This window comes from Aquisalibacillus elongatus, assembly GCF_003843875.1.
In the GTDB taxonomy this organism is placed as follows: Bacteria; Bacillota; Bacilli; order Bacillales; family Alkalibacillaceae; genus Aquisalibacillus; species Aquisalibacillus elongatus.
Map to the genome: position 1 here is coordinate 1 of NZ_RKRF01000013.1, position 16,569 is coordinate 16,569.

19 protein-coding genes, 1 pseudogene, 1 riboswitch and 1 other annotated feature are annotated in these 16,569 nt (G+C 38.2%); of the genes and pseudogenes, 4 read left to right on the forward strand and 16 right to left on the reverse strand.

From position 1 onward, the window contains the following. Nucleotides 1-443 precede the first annotated feature (443 nt). Both EDC24_RS13100 and leuS read right to left on the reverse strand, forming a co-directional pair. Nucleotides 444-728 (reverse strand): rhodanese-like domain-containing protein, encoded by a 285-nt coding sequence (locus EDC24_RS13100; RefSeq protein WP_124223631.1) that lies wholly within the window; start codon nt 726-728, stop codon nt 444-446. 159 nt (nt 729-887) lie between these two features. Next, nucleotides 888-3,299 (reverse strand): leucine--tRNA ligase, encoded by a 2,412-nt coding sequence (leuS, locus tag EDC24_RS13105; protein WP_124223371.1) that lies wholly within the window; start codon nt 3,297-3,299, stop codon nt 888-890. A gap of 61 nt (nt 3,300-3,360) precedes the next feature. Then, nucleotides 3,361-3,573 (reverse strand) — a binding site (T-box leader). Nucleotides 3,574-3,698: 125 nt separating this feature from the next. Between leuS and mnmM the strand changes: the two genes are divergently transcribed. Continuing rightward, nucleotides 3,699-4,262: a tRNA 5-(aminomethyl)-2-thiouridylate-methyltransferase MnmM gene (gene mnmM, locus EDC24_RS13110; protein WP_170158591.1), complete on the forward strand. Its 564-nt coding sequence runs from the start codon at nt 3,699-3,701 to the stop codon at nt 4,260-4,262. A gap of 4 nt (nt 4,263-4,266) precedes the next feature. Here the strand turns inward: mnmM and EDC24_RS13115 are convergent, their stop codons facing one another. From EDC24_RS13115 to EDC24_RS13140, 7 genes are all read right to left on the reverse strand, one after another. Then, entirely contained in the window at nt 4,267-4,650 is a 384-nt protein-coding gene (locus EDC24_RS13115; protein ID WP_124223375.1) for a hypothetical protein, read from the reverse strand. A gap of 70 nt (nt 4,651-4,720) precedes the next feature. Next, on the reverse strand, nt 4,721-5,110 hold the full coding sequence (locus EDC24_RS13120; RefSeq protein WP_124223377.1) for a DUF5301 domain-containing protein: 390 nt from the start codon (nt 5,108-5,110) through the stop codon (nt 4,721-4,723). A gap of 34 nt (nt 5,111-5,144) precedes the next feature. Next, complete coding sequence (locus EDC24_RS15225; protein WP_170158592.1) at nt 5,145-5,285, reverse strand: hypothetical protein; 141 nt, start codon at nt 5,283-5,285, stop codon at nt 5,145-5,147. A gap of 72 nt (nt 5,286-5,357) precedes the next feature. Next, on the reverse strand, nt 5,358-5,828 hold the full coding sequence (locus EDC24_RS13125) for a GNAT family N-acetyltransferase (protein WP_124223379.1): 471 nt from the start codon (nt 5,826-5,828) through the stop codon (nt 5,358-5,360). Nucleotides 5,829-5,986: 158 nt separating this feature from the next. Further along, nucleotides 5,987-7,063, reverse strand: coding sequence for a tetraprenyl-beta-curcumene synthase family protein (locus EDC24_RS13130; RefSeq protein ID WP_124223381.1), 1,077 nt, complete (start codon nt 7,061-7,063; stop codon nt 5,987-5,989). Between the two features lie 12 nt (nt 7,064-7,075). Beyond that, nucleotides 7,076-7,858, reverse strand: coding sequence for an alpha/beta hydrolase (locus EDC24_RS13135; RefSeq protein ID WP_124223383.1), 783 nt, complete (start codon nt 7,856-7,858; stop codon nt 7,076-7,078). A gap of 306 nt (nt 7,859-8,164) precedes the next feature. After that, nucleotides 8,165-8,461, reverse strand: a complete 297-nt coding sequence (locus EDC24_RS13140) for a MazG-like family protein (RefSeq protein ID WP_124223385.1) — start codon at nt 8,459-8,461, stop codon at nt 8,165-8,167. A 119-nt stretch (nt 8,462-8,580) separates the two neighbouring features. Here EDC24_RS13140 and EDC24_RS13145 point away from each other — a divergent pair, with 119 nt between their 5' ends. Next, a complete protein-coding gene (locus tag EDC24_RS13145) occupies nt 8,581-9,099 on the forward strand; it encodes a gamma carbonic anhydrase (RefSeq protein ID WP_124223387.1) in 519 nt (172 codons plus the stop codon). A 130-nt stretch (nt 9,100-9,229) separates the two neighbouring features. On the opposite strand, the gene EDC24_RS13150 is transcribed toward EDC24_RS13145, so the two are convergent. Continuing rightward, the gene (locus EDC24_RS13150; RefSeq protein ID WP_124223389.1) at nt 9,230-9,967 is read right to left on the reverse strand and encodes a metallophosphoesterase family protein; all 738 of its coding nucleotides are present in this window, start codon (nt 9,965-9,967) and stop codon (nt 9,230-9,232) included. Nucleotides 9,968-9,995: 28 nt separating this feature from the next. Between EDC24_RS13150 and EDC24_RS15230 the strand changes: the two genes are divergently transcribed. Then, nucleotides 9,996-10,163 (forward strand): hypothetical protein, encoded by a 168-nt coding sequence (locus EDC24_RS15230; RefSeq protein ID WP_170158593.1) that lies wholly within the window; start codon nt 9,996-9,998, stop codon nt 10,161-10,163. Nucleotides 10,164-10,289: 126 nt separating this feature from the next. Here the strand turns inward: EDC24_RS15230 and EDC24_RS13155 are convergent, their stop codons facing one another. Both EDC24_RS13155 and metK read right to left on the reverse strand, forming a co-directional pair. Next, nucleotides 10,290-10,748, reverse strand: a complete 459-nt coding sequence (locus EDC24_RS13155) for a helix-hairpin-helix domain-containing protein (protein WP_124223391.1) — start codon at nt 10,746-10,748, stop codon at nt 10,290-10,292. 73 nt (nt 10,749-10,821) lie between these two features. Continuing rightward, complete coding sequence (gene metK / locus EDC24_RS13160; RefSeq protein WP_124223393.1) at nt 10,822-12,030, reverse strand: methionine adenosyltransferase; 1,209 nt, start codon at nt 12,028-12,030, stop codon at nt 10,822-10,824. A 140-nt stretch (nt 12,031-12,170) separates the two neighbouring features. Further along, nucleotides 12,171-12,277: riboswitch (SAM riboswitch) on the reverse strand. A gap of 210 nt (nt 12,278-12,487) precedes the next feature. Between metK and pckA the strand changes: the two genes are divergently transcribed. Continuing rightward, nucleotides 12,488-14,071, forward strand: a complete 1,584-nt coding sequence (gene pckA, locus EDC24_RS13165; protein WP_124223633.1) for a phosphoenolpyruvate carboxykinase (ATP) — start codon at nt 12,488-12,490, stop codon at nt 14,069-14,071. Nucleotides 14,072-14,298: 227 nt separating this feature from the next. Here the strand turns inward: pckA and EDC24_RS13170 are convergent, their stop codons facing one another. From EDC24_RS13170 to EDC24_RS13185, 4 genes and pseudogenes are all read right to left on the reverse strand, one after another. Beyond that, on the reverse strand, nt 14,299-14,814 hold the full coding sequence (locus EDC24_RS13170; RefSeq protein WP_124223395.1) for a hypothetical protein: 516 nt from the start codon (nt 14,812-14,814) through the stop codon (nt 14,299-14,301). Nucleotides 14,815-14,992: 178 nt separating this feature from the next. Continuing rightward, nucleotides 14,993-15,214, reverse strand: a pseudogene (locus EDC24_RS15455) (DUF6572 domain-containing protein). Between the two features lie 403 nt (nt 15,215-15,617). Then, entirely contained in the window at nt 15,618-15,863 is a 246-nt protein-coding gene (locus EDC24_RS13180) for a hypothetical protein (protein ID WP_124223396.1), read from the reverse strand. Between the two features lie 153 nt (nt 15,864-16,016). Beyond that, nucleotides 16,017-16,496 (reverse strand): hypothetical protein, encoded by a 480-nt coding sequence (locus EDC24_RS13185; RefSeq protein ID WP_124223398.1) that lies wholly within the window; start codon nt 16,494-16,496, stop codon nt 16,017-16,019. Nucleotides 16,497-16,569 lie beyond the last annotated feature (73 nt).

Consider the following 16,569-nt stretch of genomic DNA (forward strand, 5'->3'; position numbering starts at 1 on the left):
TGTTTCGCCCAATCAAATGCGAAACATGTGAATTGACGACAGGCTATTTTGTTTAGTTTTCAAGGTTCGAATGGCGCCGCTCAAAAAGCGACTTAAGAATCATAACATCTCGCAAATTAATGCGTCAACAACTTATTTAAATTGTTTTAATGAGATGTGTTGCCGCCTCAAAAAAGCGACTTTCATAATTTAACACGTGTGAAACAGCATCGTCAATAACTTTTTTAAAGAGATTAAATAGCTTGTTTCATGTGTCATTCGCATCTTTAAATATATCATAACTTTTTGTTAGAAGTCAATATATTTTGTTGCGTTTTGTTAAGGCCGCTTCAAAAGCGACAAGTAATATAATAATATGCACAAACGTATAAGTCAATGGGTAAATCACATTTTTTATTATAAAATTATCACTTCAAAAGCAACCTTATTTTAACCAAAATGAATTAAAATATGACTTCGCCTTTCCAATCTAGCATGCCGCCTTTTAAGTTATGAACAGTGTAGCCTTGTTCAGCCAAATATAGTGATGCATTATAACTTCTTCTTCCTGAGCGGCAAACCATTACATATTCTTTGTCCTTCGAAAATTCTTCTAATCGATCTGGAATTGTATTAAGTGCGATATGTTTAGCACCTGGAATCATTCCATCTGCTACTTCTTCATCTTCACGCACATCGACAACTTCATATTTACCTGAATCTAATTGTTCGTCTAATTCTTCTGGCATTATCTCATGAATCTCTTCGCTCACATTTATCCTCTCCTTCTTCTATTTCTACTTCCATCTTATAAATACAGTTTTTATAGTGTCAATTTATATCCATTAGAAAACGCCCCCAAACAAATCGTTTGAGGACGTTAATAAAGTTTTCTTTAAACTATATGACTAGTTGGCCACAATGTTGACTAATTTTCCTGGAACGACAACAACTTTTCTTATTGTCTTGCCTTCGATCCACTCTTGAACGCGTTCATCGTTAAGAGCTAGCTCTTCTAGTTGTTCTTTTCCAGCATCTTTAGGGACTTGTGCACGCCCGCGTACTTTACCCATCACCTGAAGAACAATTTCGACTTGGTCTTCTACGAGTTTCGATTCGTCATACGTTGGCCACGCTTCATAAGCGATGGTGCCTTCATGGCCTAGAATGGACCAAATTTCTTCTGCTAGGTGTGGTGCCACTGGAGATAGTAGTTTTACAAATCCTTCTGCGTACTCTCGTGGAAGAACCTCATTTTTATAACATTCGTTTACAAACACCATCATTTGAGAAATGCCTGTGTTAAAGCCTAGTTCCTCAAAGTCTTCGGTTACTTTCTTAACCGTCTCGTTGTAAACTTTCTCTAAGCTTTCGTTCGCTTCATCTGAAATGCGTGATGAAAGCTTATCTTCTTCCACATATAATCTCCACACACGATCAAGGAAACGTCGCGCGCCATCTAGGCCGTTCGTGCTCCACGCAACCGATGCATCTAGAGGCCCCATGAACATTTCGTAAAGGCGAAGTGTATCAGCGCCATGCGTTTGAACGATATCGTCAGGGTTTACTACATTACCTTTCGACTTACTCATCTTCTCATTACCTTCACCTAGGATCATCCCTTGGTTAAAGAGCTTCTGGAACGGCTCTTTTGTTGGTACAACATCAAGGTCATAAAGGACTTTATGCCAGAAACGTGCGTAAAGTAGGTGAAGAACCGCATGCTCAGCACCACCAATGTAAAGGTCAACAGGTAGCCATTTCTTAAGTTTTTCAGGGTCAGCTAGCATGTCGTCGTTGTCTGGGTCAATATAACGAAGATAGTACCAGCAGCTTCCCGCCCATTGCGGCATCGTGTTTGTCTCAAGGCGACCTTTTTTACCTGTTTTAGGATCAGTATATTCTAGCCACTCTGAGATATTCGCAAGCGGTGATTCGCCAGTGCCAGATGTTTTGACTTGGTCCGTCTCAGGCAGTTCTAACGGCAGCTCGCTTTCATCAAGCGCCGACATCGTTCCGTCTTCCCAATGCACAATCGGGATTGGTTCACCCCAGTAACGTTGACGACTAAATAGCCAGTCGCGAAGACGATACGTGGTCTGACGTACGCCGTGACCTTCATTTTCTAGCCATTCAATCGCTTTTTCAATGGCTTCATCTGTATTTAGACCATTTAAAAAGTCCGAATTGACGTGCGCACCGTCTTCCGTATGAGCTTCTTCATCAATATTTCCGCCAGATACAACCTCAACAATTGGGAGCTCAAACTTACTCGCAAACTCATAGTCACGCTCATCGTGAGCTGGAACCGCCATTATAGCGCCTGTTCCATAAGTCATAAGCACGTAATCCGCAATCCAGATTGGCATCTTCTCACCATTTGCTGGATTAATTGCATAAGCACCCGTGAAAACGCCCGTTTTATCCTTAGCTAGATCGGTACGCTCAAGTTCACTTTTCTTTTGTACTTCATCTTTATATTGTTGAACGGCATCTCGTTGATCATCAGTTGTAATGTCATCAACTAGCGGATGCTCAGGCGAGAATACCGCATATGTCGCACCGAAAATCGTATCCGGACGTGTCGTGAACGCCTTAAAGGTTTCGTTGGTACCATCTATAGAGAATGTAATTTCAGCACCTTCAGATTTTCCGATCCAGTTACGCTGCATATCTTTTAGACTCTCTGGCCAATCAAGCTCATCAAGGTCTTCAAGTAGGCGGTCAGCATACTCTGTAATCTTAAGCATCCACTGACGCATCGGTTTTTGAATCACCGGGTGGTCGCCGCGCTCACTTTTTCCGTCAATGACCTCTTCGTTGGCAAGAACAGTACCAAGCGCTGGGCACCAGTTAACTGGAACTTCATCCATATAAGCGAGCCCTTTTTCGTACATTTTAAGAAAAATCCACTGCGTCCACTTATAATACTTCGGATCTGTTGTGTTAATTTCGCGATCCCAATCGTATGAAAAACCTAGTGACTTGATTTGACGCTTAAACGTCGCGATGTTTTCATTAGTAAATACAGCAGGGCTGTTACCTGTATCAATTGCATACTGCTCAGCTGGAAGGCCAAATGCATCCCACCCCATTGGATGAAGCACTTCATAACCTTGCATCCGCTTCATGCGCGAGATAATATCTGTCGCTGTGTAACCTTCAGGGTGCCCGACGTGAAGACCTGAACCTGAAGGGTACGGGAACATATCTAGCGCATAAAACTTTTGCTTTTCTGAATGAGAATCTGTTTTAAACGTTTTGTTTTCTTCCCAATATGTTTGCCATTTTTGTTCAATACTCTGATGATCAAATGCCATATCAATTCCTCCTATTATATTTTTAAGGGCCAACCAATAAAAAAACTCCCATCCCAACTATTGCTGGGACGAGAGTTTACCCGTGGTACCACCCAAATTAGTACGTTTATGTACTCACTTGAAATCCTTAACGCGGATGAGACGGCTCATCTTACTTCAGTTCAGATGAACAACTACGAAGGCGAGTTCAAAAGCTGTAAGGATAGCTCGCACCAACCGCTACCTCTCTGAAAACTTACAAAACTTCTTACTACTCCTTCATTCACGTCGTACTATTTTAATTTAATACATATTCTATTCAATTGGCCGCGAAATGTCAACTGTCTTTCTATCTATATTATTAACCATGATGACGTGATATTATAAGTATGAGATTTTTTATTTAGAAGGAAGATGAACATGAAGCAGATTATCCCATTTGCGCACGACCTACTAGCTCAATCTATAACTACTGGTTCGACCGTCGTCGATGCCACGCTCGGTAACGGCCATGATAGTTTGTATTTAAACGAATTAGTTGGACCTGAAGGAAAAGTCATCGCGTTTGACGTTCAAGATGAAGCCCTTCAGTCGTCAAAGTCATTGTTTGAGCAACACGGGATTAAACAAGTTGAGATGCATTTAAAAGGACACGAAAACGCTCCATCAATTTTAGATGATAAAGGAATCCATGAAATAGATGCCGTCATATTTAATCTTGGCTTTTTGCCAGGTAGCGACCATCAAGTAACAACCTCTGGTGACACAACCATTCAAGCGATCAACGGCCTGTTTCCAATACTGAAAAGTGGCGGCTATATCGTCATCGTTGTTTATCCGGGGCATGAAGAGGGACAAGCTGAGAAAAATGACTTGATGAACTACCTCAAAACCTTTCCTGCCAATAAAGGTGACATTGCCCAATACAAAATGGTCAACCGAAGTGACAAAGCACCTTTTGTGGTCTATTTATATAAAAAATAAAACCTTATGTTATAAATTTCGATGATACAAATTGAATGAGTAAACTTATATGAAAATATAATATGGCAGGCATTAAACCCATTATTATTAACGCAAGCATGTTAAGATCAAACAAGTTCCCTTGCAGTAATGCAAAAAGTGAAATCGCCACCATTCCACCTAATCCAAAAATAGCAAGTGACATTATATATTTTTGAAAGGGTCTATTAACATTAATTTTATCCAATACGTAAAATTCAGTTATATATGTACATACAAGGCCTGCTATTAAGAATACAGGTAAGGATATCAAAAATACTGGTTTGAAGTATTGAAAATCGTTAGCAAGTATAACTGCCAAAATGAAAGCACTTAGTATGGAAGTAAAGACCTTTTCAATTAAAAACATAAAATGACACCTCTTCATAAGTAATATAGCCAAAATACAATAAGTTCTGAATAATCCTCTTTAACACAATTCAATCAACACTTCTGAAAGGCAACTGAAGCTCAACGTTATACAACCTATCTTCACCAAAATCCCAATAACGACCTTCAACCTCTAAATTCATAACTTTTTTATAATAGCCCATTTTAAATAGCGTTTCTTCATTATGATTAAAATGCACTTCATAATCAGGTGAGTCAAAGTCCATAGATGCAGTTGAAGCTGTTCTGGCACGATCTAACTCATTTACAAGTTCTTCTATAAATTCTTTATCCTCAATAGTAGCGACCAGATCTTGACTTTCCCATTCGTACACCTCGATACTTGTAACATCGTCGCTTAAGTTTAAGTTATTATTTTGGCAACCTATTAATATAAAAGAAAATAACAAGAGTACAAAAACTAATTTAGTTTTAGCCATGAAATATTCTCCTTTAATTATGTATACTTATTTCTCATTTTTCTTTCACCTGTTTTAACAACTCTATAATTTCTTTGTTTTGCTCAATGGCTTTCCTCAATTTAGCTTCAATTGATAGAGAAGTTATAGCAATCATAACAACTCCGATCGTTATCACAATTATCACAATATCCATGCCATCTTCCTCCCACTATCACAACTTTATATAGTTACTGTTCAATTCTTTCTGTCATTGGGAAATGTCCTTCTAACATTTCTTCTTATAAAAAACCAAAGTTGCATGATTATTTATTTTCTTGCTTACTTCTGTTCTGGAGTATCCCATCTTTTCGTAAAGGTGACAGGTACGCTCTTCTTCCAAGATTGTAGCTAGTTCCCAAGACCTTGCTTGAGGAAACATATTCTCGGTTATTTTGATAACCTCCTGAGCTATACCTTTTCCTTGGTAATTAGGGAGAATGAACATAGGACTGATCCAAAACTGTATATTCTCCTTCCAAAATATGCATATAGCTCCCACGAGTTTGTTGTCATCTAATATTTTATAAAAACAACCATTTGGATTATCAATTCTTGACTTTACTCTTTCAATGGTTTCATTAGCTGGATTAGTATCATAATCTTTATATTTATCCAATAAAGGGGTAAACGCCTTAACCTGAATCTCGAAAATAGAATCTGCATCTTTATCGGTTGCCTTTTCTAACCTAATTCCCATTTAATTCACCCACTCTTCTTAAGAACATTATTTAACTAATTTTACCATAAATAAATTAATTATCTTAAAATTCCCCCAATTATTTTTTAATATAAAAAAAGCAGTTTAATTAGGGGTACTTCCCAAACTGAACTACTTAAGTTTGCTTCACAGCTATTTTATTGCCCCAACCCTTTTTTCTTCTTCCACTTACGATAAGCCCGTCCGTTTAAATAAATCAATCGGGCTTTATGGCCACTGTGACGAAGAAGTTCTTTCTTAAATTTTTCACCATTATGAAGTTCATCTGCTTTTAAGTCCGATAAGTACAAGCCGACGAGGCCTGAGACAATCAGTTGGTGAAAATCAGAGTCCGGTAAGTTTTGGGTCGAATCTTGACTGCCATTAATAAAAAACTTTAACCGCTCGATCGTCTTTTTCTCATCATCATAATAATGACAAAAGTTTAAATCGCCTTCTTCTTCATCCTCCTGTTGATCGATGTAGTAATCTAATAAAATATGTAGGCCTTGCATGTAAGGAAAATAGGCATTCATGATTTGGTTACTATAATTAAAGCCATTTAACGCATAGGACACAATCGAAAAGATGCCGATCGTTGAGCCCGTTACCGCCGAAAATTCATTCCACAACACATCGTCGTGCTCGTTTTCGTTATCATACCAATGAGTCAGCCGAGGTACACGTTCATCGAGTTTCACGTGTTTATGTACCTGGAGATCGATGTATAACTGCGCGAGCCGCCTGACCTTAGGATATACCGCTTCATAATTCGGAGTCGACTGCACGACTTCTTGGCACGTATCAACTAATGATGCCAAGTAACCACCATCATCTTGATCTTCTCTTAATTCGTAATAATTCGTTTGATTGGCGACCGGATCTTTGGAAATGGCATTTAACATGGAATCATGTAGTCGTCTAAAGTCATCAGGGTCCATCGACGTGCTTCTGTCACACAAGTTGTCCAAGTAATCGCTAATCGTCTGATAAGCGACAATAAACCGGATCGCATCGTACCAGCGACTTTTGGCCAGTGTGGCGTAAATTGCTCCGCCCTCACAGTGAAACGTCTTCGTATCAATGCTTGCCAAAGCCTGTGTGCGCAGTTCCTCGTTTGGGATTCGCTTAGCATAATCTGTCCAGTAAGCTAATTCCTTCCGCACCGCGGGAAAAATATGTTTATAGCATGTAATTAATAATGTCGGTAACGTTTTCGGGACACGCAAAGACAATGTAACGTCCTCCTAGTCAATGTGCTGATTGATAAAGTTAATGACATCATCCAATACTTGATCACGTTCGGGTTCGTTTAAAATTTCGTGGTATAGATTTTCCCATATTTTAATAGATTTTTCTGTCGTGTCAATGCCGTTAAACCATTCTTTAACAGCGTCAATGTCGACTAAATGATCGACGCCACCTTGAAGTAAAATCGTTGGTACATCATTAGGATATTTTTTAATGTCTTTATGAGCATGAGCAATTGCTTTTTCAAACTCATGGTACCAGCGAACAGACACTTTTCTTAAAAACAACGGATCAGACACATCATGCGCATTATATCCTTCATTACGTGTAGCCACTTCCGTTTTGACACCTGTTTTAAACCGCACAGAAGGCGTTGCGACATTTAAAATTTTAGATAAATAATAGACTGGGCGCGCCAAGCCATTTTTCATGCCTAATGCCGGAGATGATAAAATGATCCCCGCAACATCTGGTTTATATAGTTGGGCTGCTCGGATTGCGGTCAAGCCACCCATACTATGGCCAAACAGAAAGACAGGTAGCTCGTATTTTTTCGCTTCATCGAGCCAAGATAGAACGGTCACAATATATTCTGTAAACGACTTGATATGTCCTCTTTTTCCATTTGTTTTCCCTTGGCCCGGCAAATCGCCAGCTACGACATGATAGCCGAAATGATTAAAGCGATCGAACAGCCACTCGTACCTTCCAGAGTGCTCAAACGCCCCGTGGACTGCGACAATGACGGCCTTAGGGTTCTTCGATTCTCTCACCAACATCCCCATCGCTCCCAACTATGTATTGTTATTATTATATTAGCATAAGACATCAAAAGTGGCACATAGGAAACATTTTCGATTAAGCATATCAAGCTACTTTTCATTCATTTTATCAAGGATCAATCGCAATTGTGAGATGATATAGCATAGGAGTAGTACAATTACAGTTCCTATTGGAAGAATAATTTCCTCTAAATTATTTCCACTGTGAATGAGAATGTTCGAAACAATAAAAATTAAAAAACTTGATAAAAACGCTAGAAAAAATGTCTTGATGAATCGCTCCATATTACAACACCTCTATTTTCAAATTTTAATTTTACTCTCCCATTTTTCAAGCTTTTGACTGATGAAATGATGGATTTCCTCTTCGTCATCACTCAATTGATAAAACATTGCCAAAGCCACGAGCACAACATCGACACATTCCTCTTTGACATCATTAATCCCTAATTGCTTATAATCGCTACCGCTTGCCTGCTGGTAGGATAGGACTGCTTGGGCGGTTTCACCCGCTTCTTCCGATAATTTCAACGCCATTTGTTCTAGAGTCTTTGGTTCTTTTTCACTCAGTACCTGAATTTGTTTTAACAACTGTTCCATTAATTCATCCCCCTTTGTCAACACATATATTAACATAATATTCCAAGTTCGGTTGTCAAATTTTCAAAGTTTTATGTTAAAATACTAATCACATTGAGGTTTAATAAAGGAGGCGCAACATGATTCTTCCATACAAAGGTCAACATCCAAAAATCGATGAGACAGCCTATATATCTAGCGACGTCGTCATCACGGGCGACGTAACCATCGGTGCTTACAGTAGCGTGTGGTTCAAAACCGTCATTCGCGGTGATGTGTCACCGACGATCATTGGTGATAACGTCAACATTCAAGACCAGAGCATGCTCCACCAAAGTCCGAATACGCCTCTTATACTTGAAGATGGCGTGACTGTCGGACATCAAGTGTTACTTCATTCGTGCCATATTAAGAAAAATGCTCTTATCGGTATGGGAGCTACGATTTTAGATGATGTCGAGATTGGCGAAAACGCGTTTATCGGGGCAGGGAGCTTAGTTCCTCCAGGCAAAAAAATTCCGGCGAACACGCTGGCATTCGGCCGTCCTGCGAAAGTCGTTCGCGAACTGACCGATGAGGACTACCAGGAGATGGACCGCATCAGGCAGACTTATGTAGATAAAGGACAGGTTTATAAAGAAATAGAAGAAGAAAATTAAGGTGACGCTTGGAGACAGCTCCAAGCGTTTCGTGTTTACTAAGTGCTTAAAAGGAAGCAATTAGTACTCAAAAGAGCCTTGTGAGTGCTCAAATTCATTCGATTACTGCTCAAAACCAAGTTGCGAGTGCTCAAATAAAGTCTAAATGCTGATTCCCATAGAAATTTTTCAATATAAAATCCTTAGCGGGGACATTCTCCTTTTCGAACTGTAATAAAAACGCTTTATTGTCATAAGGAACTTCAATAAAAGAGACATCTATCTCGCCTGATTCTCCAATTTTCACTTTAGCATATGGAGCTAGTGGGTGCTGGTGACACCCTAAAGAGCTGGGATTGATATATAGACCTTGGTTTGATCTAAAGTGATGAATGAAATGATGGTGCCCGAAGCAAATAATATCTGCTGGGGCATCTTGATAGAGCTCATCAAGCCGATCAATTGTTGGACGATGATCAATCGGCAAAAAATGTAGGTTTTGGTCCATATGATAATGAATAAACCTGCACTTCTTACCGGCAATAGTTTCCCGATGTTCCTTAGGCATGTTTTGTAACTTAGGTAAAAATTCGCTGCTAAGCCCTGCCGCAACCCATTGGTGATGTTCTCTTTCTTCACCAACACTTTCAGGCTCCTTGCCCGAAAGAATATCCAAGACCGCTTCATCATGATTACCTATTACATATATAATATCGTTTCTAGAAAAAAGCTGGTCTAACACTTCATTCGTCTCATGACCGATGCCGATTAAATCGCCTAAACAATATATGTGGTTGATGTTGGGGTCACAGTCTATATCGTTTAACACAGCGCTGAGCGCAGCATTATTACCGTGAATGTCAGTAATTATAGCGAATTTTTGTTCCACTAATATCACCATCTTTTGGGGGATTTAAATGATTAAGAAAAGTATTCAGTTACCTATCATATATCTAATTGCAGCGACTATTTGGCATTTGATCGCTTCGCCAAACATGAGTTGGCTAGAGCACTTAATGATATCTTTTATAATATTTCTAATATTAGTGTTCTACCATTGGGCTAAAATATCTCATAAAACGTAATTGGTTTACCCGCAGGTTTTTGATACTTATCAGCAGGTTTTCGGGAAATACACGCAGGTTTTTGAAATTTACCTGCAGGTTTTTCCTATTTATCAACATGTTTTTGAAATTTACCAGCAGGTTCCTTCATTCATACCACGCCTTAATCGGTCTATCATGAGGATGACCGTTAAGTTCACGATATGCCTTCCGTTCATTTGTAAAATCAAACCACTGCTTATCACTTTTGGGATGGTTCGCATAATGAATGACGCAACGAATTTGATCTTCCACACAGCTATCCGTCCACACGCCTAATCGTTTTTCTAATTGATCAAACAGATCAGCACCGTCTTGATCTTTTATATCAGTCAATGAATAAATATTTAGCTGATAAACTAACTTCTCAGCCAATTGATATCCAATAGAAGGAACAGATTGAAAATCAGCTAATCCTTTTAAGATATCTGCCCTATGCCGTGGGATGTTTAGCATGTCTATGAATTCTTCGACACTACAATGTTGTAGATCACTGATTTTGACCTTAGCTTGTCTCAGGTTGGATTTTTCTTCAGGTGTTAGTGGTAATTTTACTCTTGAGCTCATAACACCTTCCTCCTTATAGCTTTAAAAATTTTAAAAATAAGAGCACCGAATTTATCTTCGATGCTCTTATTCCTTAGACCGTCTTATGACTTAAATAATTTTTCAATTCCTCTACTTTATCCGTCTGCTCCCACGTAAAATCTTCATCCGTACGTCCAAAGTGACCGTATGCCGCTGTTTTCTTATAGATCGGGCGGCGTAGGTCTAGCATTTTGATAATTCCTGCTGGGCGTAAGTCGAATATTTCGCGTACCGCTTCAACTAATTGTACTTCACTAACCTTCCCAGTTCCGAACGTGTCAACCGAAATCGATACTGGCTGAGCAACGCCTATCGCATAAGCTAGTTGAACTTCGCAGCTATCAGCTAAGCCTGCTGCAACGATGTTTTTCGCAACATAGCGAGCCGCGTATGCCGCTGAGCGGTCAACTTTTGTGGCATCCTTACCACTAAAGGCACCGCCACCATGACGCGCATATCCGCCATACGTATCGACGATAATTTTGCGGCCAGTAAGTCCAGCATCACCTTGTGGGCCACCGATCACAAAACGGCCAGTCGGATTAATAAAATACTTCGTTTTGTCGTCAATCAAATGCTTCGGCACCACTGGGCGGATGACTTTTTCAATTAAATCATCATTGATTTGCTCTAGCGTGATTTTTGGATGATGTTGTGTTGAAATAACAATCGTATCAACACGTTCTGGCTGTCCATCATCGTCATATTCCACTGTCACCTGAGTTTTTCCATCAGGACGTAAGTAACTTAGTTCGCCCGATTTACGAACGACACTTAAACGCTTCGCTAGCTTGTGAGATAACGAAATCGGAAGTGGCATTAATTCATCTGTTTCGTTTGATGCGTAACCGAACATTAAGCCTTGGTCCCCTGCACCGATCGCTTCTATTTCATCATCGGTCATTTGGCCTTCGCGTTTTTCAAATGCCTCATCTACCCCCTGTGCAATGTCAGGGGATTGTTCGTCAATCGAGGTCAACACCGAACATGTTTCAGCATCAAAACCGAACTTCGCGCGCGTATAGCCGATGTCTTTAATCGTTTTACGGACAATGGCTGGAATATCCACATAAGTAGTAGTCGAAATTTCCCCTGTTACTAGTACTAATCCAGTCGTTACTGTCGTTTCACATGCGACTCTGGCATTGGGGTCATCTTTGATAATTTCATCTAAAATTGCATCCGAAATTTGGTCAGACATTTTATCCGGATGGCCTTCGGTTACGGATTCCGAAGTAAATAGGCGTCGTTGATTTGTCATTTAATCGTTTCCTCCTCGATTATTGGCTTCAACGGCTCTCTTATGTCGTGAAAAGCTTCTATTATTAGTCTTACCATAATTCTTTAAACAAATAAAAAACCTTCCCCGCTAGAGGAAAGGTTAACAAAAACTGCCTTTCACTCTTATCGTTCAAGGGTATTCCCTTGCATCAGGTTAGCACCTGTCACGAATGTGATGGTTGCCGAGCTTCATAGGGCCTGCTCCCTCCGCCTGCTCTGGATAAGAGAAATTCCGTTTCTGCATTATCATAACGTGAAACATTTTGCCTGTCAATTCTCGTATGAAAGAACTATAATAAGGGATATATAATAAAAATAAGAATAAAATGTGAAAGTTAAATAAATAGTATGGTTTATTTAATCAAATGTGTTATACTATTAATCGAATAAGACAAAATGATAAATCTGGAGTGTAAAGGATGATCAATGTGAAGACGATGAATACGCAAACTGCGGTTTCTCAATTAACTGACCATAAACAAAATCAGGATAATTTATCCATTGCTAGTTTAGTAGAACGTATTTTAGCTCGTGATGAGGGAATTATCACGTCAACAGGTGCTGTTAGCGCGACAACAGGTAATTATACAGGTCGTTCACCAAAAGATAAATTTATCGTAAATGATGAGGAATCATCTGATAAAGTCGAATGGGGTTCGGTTAATCAGCCAATCGATGATGACACGTTTTTAAATTTATTTCAAAAAGTAACCGATTATTTAGGCGAACAGGAAGAATTTTTTACATTCAACGGATTCGCTGGTGCTGATGAAAAATATCGCTTACCGATTCAGGTTGTCACTCAGTTTGCTTGGCACAATTTATTTGCCAACCAATTATTTATCCGCCCGACAAAAGAGGAGCTAGACAATCATAATCCACAATTCACAGTTGTATCCGCTCCAAAATTTAAAGCTGATCCTGCTGTTGATGGTACGAACTCAGAAGCTTTTGTCATCATTTCATTTAAACATAAAATCGTCTTAATCGGTGGAACTGAATATGCCGGTGAGATCAAAAAGTCCATTTTCTCAGTCATGAACTATCTACTTCCAACAAAACAAGACGTGCTACCGATGCACTGCTCAGCAAACGTTGGACCTGAAGGTGATGTTGCACTATTCTTCGGACTTTCCGGTACGGGTAAAACGACATTATCTGCTGATCCAAACCGCCGTCTAATCGGTGATGATGAGCACGCGTGGTCACAACACGGTATTTTTAATATCGAAGGTGGCTGCTATGCAAAATGCGTGAATTTGTCTGAAGAAAAAGAACCGCAAATTTATAACGCAATCCGATTCGGTGCCGTTTTAGAGAACGTCGTCGTCAATGACGATACGCGCATGCCGGATTATGACGATACAAGTTTAACAGAAAATACACGCGCAGCCTATGCCATTGATCATATTGATAATATTATTACGCCAAGTATTGCAGGACATCCGAATACGATTATCTTTTTAACCGCAGATGCGTTTGGCGTCTTACCGCCGATCAGCAAATTGACAAAAGAACAAGCGATGTACCATTTCTTAAGCGGATACACAAGTAAATTAGCTGGAACAGAGCGTGGCATCACAGAACCTGAAGCAACGTTCTCGGCTTGCTTCGGCTCACCGTTCTTACCACTTCCAGCGGCTGAATACGCAAAAATGTTAGGTGAGAAAATTGATGAGCACGACGCACAAGTTTTCTTAGTGAATACAGGCTGGACTGGAGGCCCATACGGCGTAGGTTCACGCATGAAGTTAGGTTACACTCGCGCGATGGTTCAAGCTGCATTAGAAGGCGAGCTTGCGAGCGTTGAAACGTTGCAGGATGAATTCTTCGGTTTATCTATTCCAAAACACTGCCCTGGCGTTCCAAGCGATGTTCTAAATCCAAAGAAAACGTGGGATGACCCTTCTGCTTACGATGAAAAAGCAAAAGACTTAGCATCTAAATTCCACGACAACTTCAAGAAATTTAACCATGTGACAGAGGATATTGTAAAAGCTGGCCCTGTGTTTAGAGGGTGAATTCACAAAAAAACTTTTTCTTAACCTTCCGTTGTGAGGTGCAAAGCGATAAACCGCTGTTAAAATCACAATACAATTCACTCTAAAATAAATTAGTAACCACCACACAAAAAGGACTTAGATTTTTTTCTAAGTCCTTTTTGCTTATATTTCCCTTCTTCAACTAACGCCCCCGTTAGTGTAATAGGAGCTTTCAGACTCAAAATTTATTTAAATGATTTCTATAGTCATTTAAAATACAATGTTTGATTCTCTTTTATAATCTCATTAAATTTTTCAATACTCATTTTTTTATTAATTTGTCCTTGTTCTTTTGAATCTTCTTTCACTTTTTCTAATGCTTTTTTGATATTGTTTAGTTTTGATTTCTCATTTTCGGACAAACTTCCATCTTTGGCAAACTCCATTATAGGTTGATGATAAAAAAATCCTTCTAAGCTACTACGATTTATACCTCTATTTAAAAAAAGATGCCCGGATTCCATTACAAGAGCTGTACGTGTCAAACTTTTATCTATTCGGTTAAGTTTATAGGTTAACTCGGTACCTTCATCATCTGTTGATACATTTTCAATATCGGATATTGTATTGTTTAGCTCATAATAAAATGATTTAAAAAATGCTTCTTGCAGTTTTTGATTTTCATTCTTCTCTTGATATATAACAATTCCTTGGACAATTACTGTAATTGTGAGAATTCCTATTAAAAATGGTCTTATCGTTTTAAAAGTTTTTTTAAACAAATTAAATTCTCCCTTCTCAAATCATCCTGTCCGTTAGCTTAAGAACAAACGCTCTTACTGAACTAACGCCCCCGTATAGTTTAAGTATTTTTTTCTGTTCCAATTGAGTAATTTAATATAAATCCAGCTTTAGAAACAATTTGTGAGACTTGTTGAAGAAAGCTTTCACAATTCGTTGTTATTGAATTTTTAAACCTAGTTTATTTTTTGATGGAGAGTAGGTTTTATAGATTTCACCAGATTCAATAAAACTTAGGTAAGTATTTATTTTTTCTTAAAGTAATAACAAATGTTCACGTTCATTATCCCATTCAAGGCTATCAATTATCGTTAGAGTACAAAAGTCTGTTTCTTTATTAATTCCAATAAAGTCAACTTGGTTTGTATGCTCAACACCCACATTAATTCACCTCAAGTTCTAAAGACTAGGTTATTATAATTTCATTTGGACTTTCTGTTTGTTTTTCAATTTTAATTGAACAAAATGGTGATGTCGTTATTAAACTATTGCCCCCTATAGTTAAAGAAGAATTAACAATATAAAATAAGTACATCTATTTTAAATGAATAAAACCTTATTCAACATAAGCCCCTTTAGCTTAATATCCTACTCCAAAACTTGGGTCTGAGATTATAAATGCTATGTACAATAAAACCAAAGTAATAATTGTAAGTAAAACTGAATTGTATTTTTCCATTTAAATATCCTCCCTTTAAAAATAATGTTAGAGATTATTGTCTCTATAGTTGGTCAACACGGGATTTACATATTCAACTCTTGCCCCAATTAGCTGAATAAACGTTTACTTATTTGTTGACTGACCCTTGTTACTAAAGGTCCCAAAAACACCAACAAACAGACCTAAATTCATAATCAAGAAATTCATTGTTTGATGTCCATTTAGAAAAAGGATGCCACCAAATAAAATTATGTGAATACCTAATAGTTGAATTTGTAATGATGTTGGCTTTATAAAACCTAAATAATAATAAATACCAAAGAACAATATCATAACAAAAATAATAATAAAGGAAATTATGTCTATCATTATTTTTCTCCCCCCTAAAATTTTAACCTATTACAGGTGGTTCGACGATTACTCCTATTAAAGAATTACACCCGTTACTTGAATTAGAACAAACTCGATATGTTCTTTCTCAACACACGTATAGGACATAACTACAATAATTATTTCAGGTATCTATCCTACTTCAAAATCAAATTTTAAATTAACTTGTTCATGTAAAGGATAAAAGTGAAAATCAACTAAATATTTTCCGCTAGGTATAATATCACCTAAAGCTCCCTTAGTTAAGACCATTTCCTCTTCTGGTGCAAGAAGAAAACTATTTTCGTTTCCTTCCTTATTCCAAACGCTAGTACCAGTGGCTGTAAGTATTGTCTCTGATTTATCCTCTAAAATAAAATCATAGCTGTATTTTAAATCATCTTCTAATTGTAAGTTATAAGACTCTGATGACGTATTCTTTAAAATTATCGTATACTGATATTTAGGTTCTGATGGCTTAGCATCCTCTATAGGCTCGAAATGGAATGTTATATCGATAGGATGTCTCTCTGCTCTTATATCTTCCTCTTCTTCATTGATAGTATTTTGTGAGCAAGCTGAAAGCATAATTAATACAAGTATAAAACCCAAAATATTAATTAATTTCTTCAAAAATTCTTTCCTCCTTTCGAAGTTATTGAGAAGTTTATCTAATATATTAAAAACGAAAACTTAAGAATAAGTG

Coding starts and splice junctions, on each gene's coding strand:
- EDC24_RS13140 (WP_124223385.1), bottom strand. CDS start 8,461: ATGGAACAGTTGTTAAAACAAATTCAGGTACTGAGTGAAAAAGAACCA.
- EDC24_RS13125 (WP_124223379.1), bottom strand. CDS start 5,828: ATGGGAATTAGGTTAGAAAAGGCAACCGATAAAGATGCAGATTCTATT.
- EDC24_RS15230 (WP_170158593.1), top strand. CDS start 9,996: ATGATTAAGAAAAGTATTCAGTTACCTATCATATATCTAATTGCAGCG.
- EDC24_RS13120 (WP_124223377.1), bottom strand. CDS start 5,110: ATGGCTAAAACTAAATTAGTTTTTGTACTCTTGTTATTTTCTTTTATA.
- mnmM (WP_170158591.1), top strand. CDS start 3,699: ATGAAGCAGATTATCCCATTTGCGCACGACCTACTAGCTCAATCTATA.
- EDC24_RS13180 (WP_124223396.1), bottom strand. CDS start 15,863: ATGATAGACATAATTTCCTTTATTATTATTTTTGTTATGATATTGTTC.
- EDC24_RS13145 (WP_124223387.1), top strand. CDS start 8,581: ATGATTCTTCCATACAAAGGTCAACATCCAAAAATCGATGAGACAGCC.
- EDC24_RS15225 (WP_170158592.1), bottom strand. CDS start 5,285: ATGGATATTGTGATAATTGTGATAACGATCGGAGTTGTTATGATTGCT.
- metK (WP_124223393.1), bottom strand. CDS start 12,030: ATGACAAATCAACGACGCCTATTTACTTCGGAATCCGTAACCGAAGGC.
- EDC24_RS13155 (WP_124223391.1), bottom strand. CDS start 10,748: ATGAGCTCAAGAGTAAAATTACCACTAACACCTGAAGAAAAATCCAAC.
- EDC24_RS13135 (WP_124223383.1), bottom strand. CDS start 7,858: ATGTTGGTGAGAGAATCGAAGAACCCTAAGGCCGTCATTGTCGCAGTC.
- EDC24_RS13100 (WP_124223631.1), bottom strand. CDS start 728: ATGCCAGAAGAATTAGACGAACAATTAGATTCAGGTAAATATGAAGTT.
- EDC24_RS13115 (WP_124223375.1), bottom strand. CDS start 4,650: ATGTTTTTAATTGAAAAGGTCTTTACTTCCATACTAAGTGCTTTCATT.
- leuS (WP_124223371.1), bottom strand. CDS start 3,299: ATGGCATTTGATCATCAGAGTATTGAACAAAAATGGCAAACATATTGG.
- pckA (WP_124223633.1), top strand. CDS start 12,488: ATGAATACGCAAACTGCGGTTTCTCAATTAACTGACCATAAACAAAAT.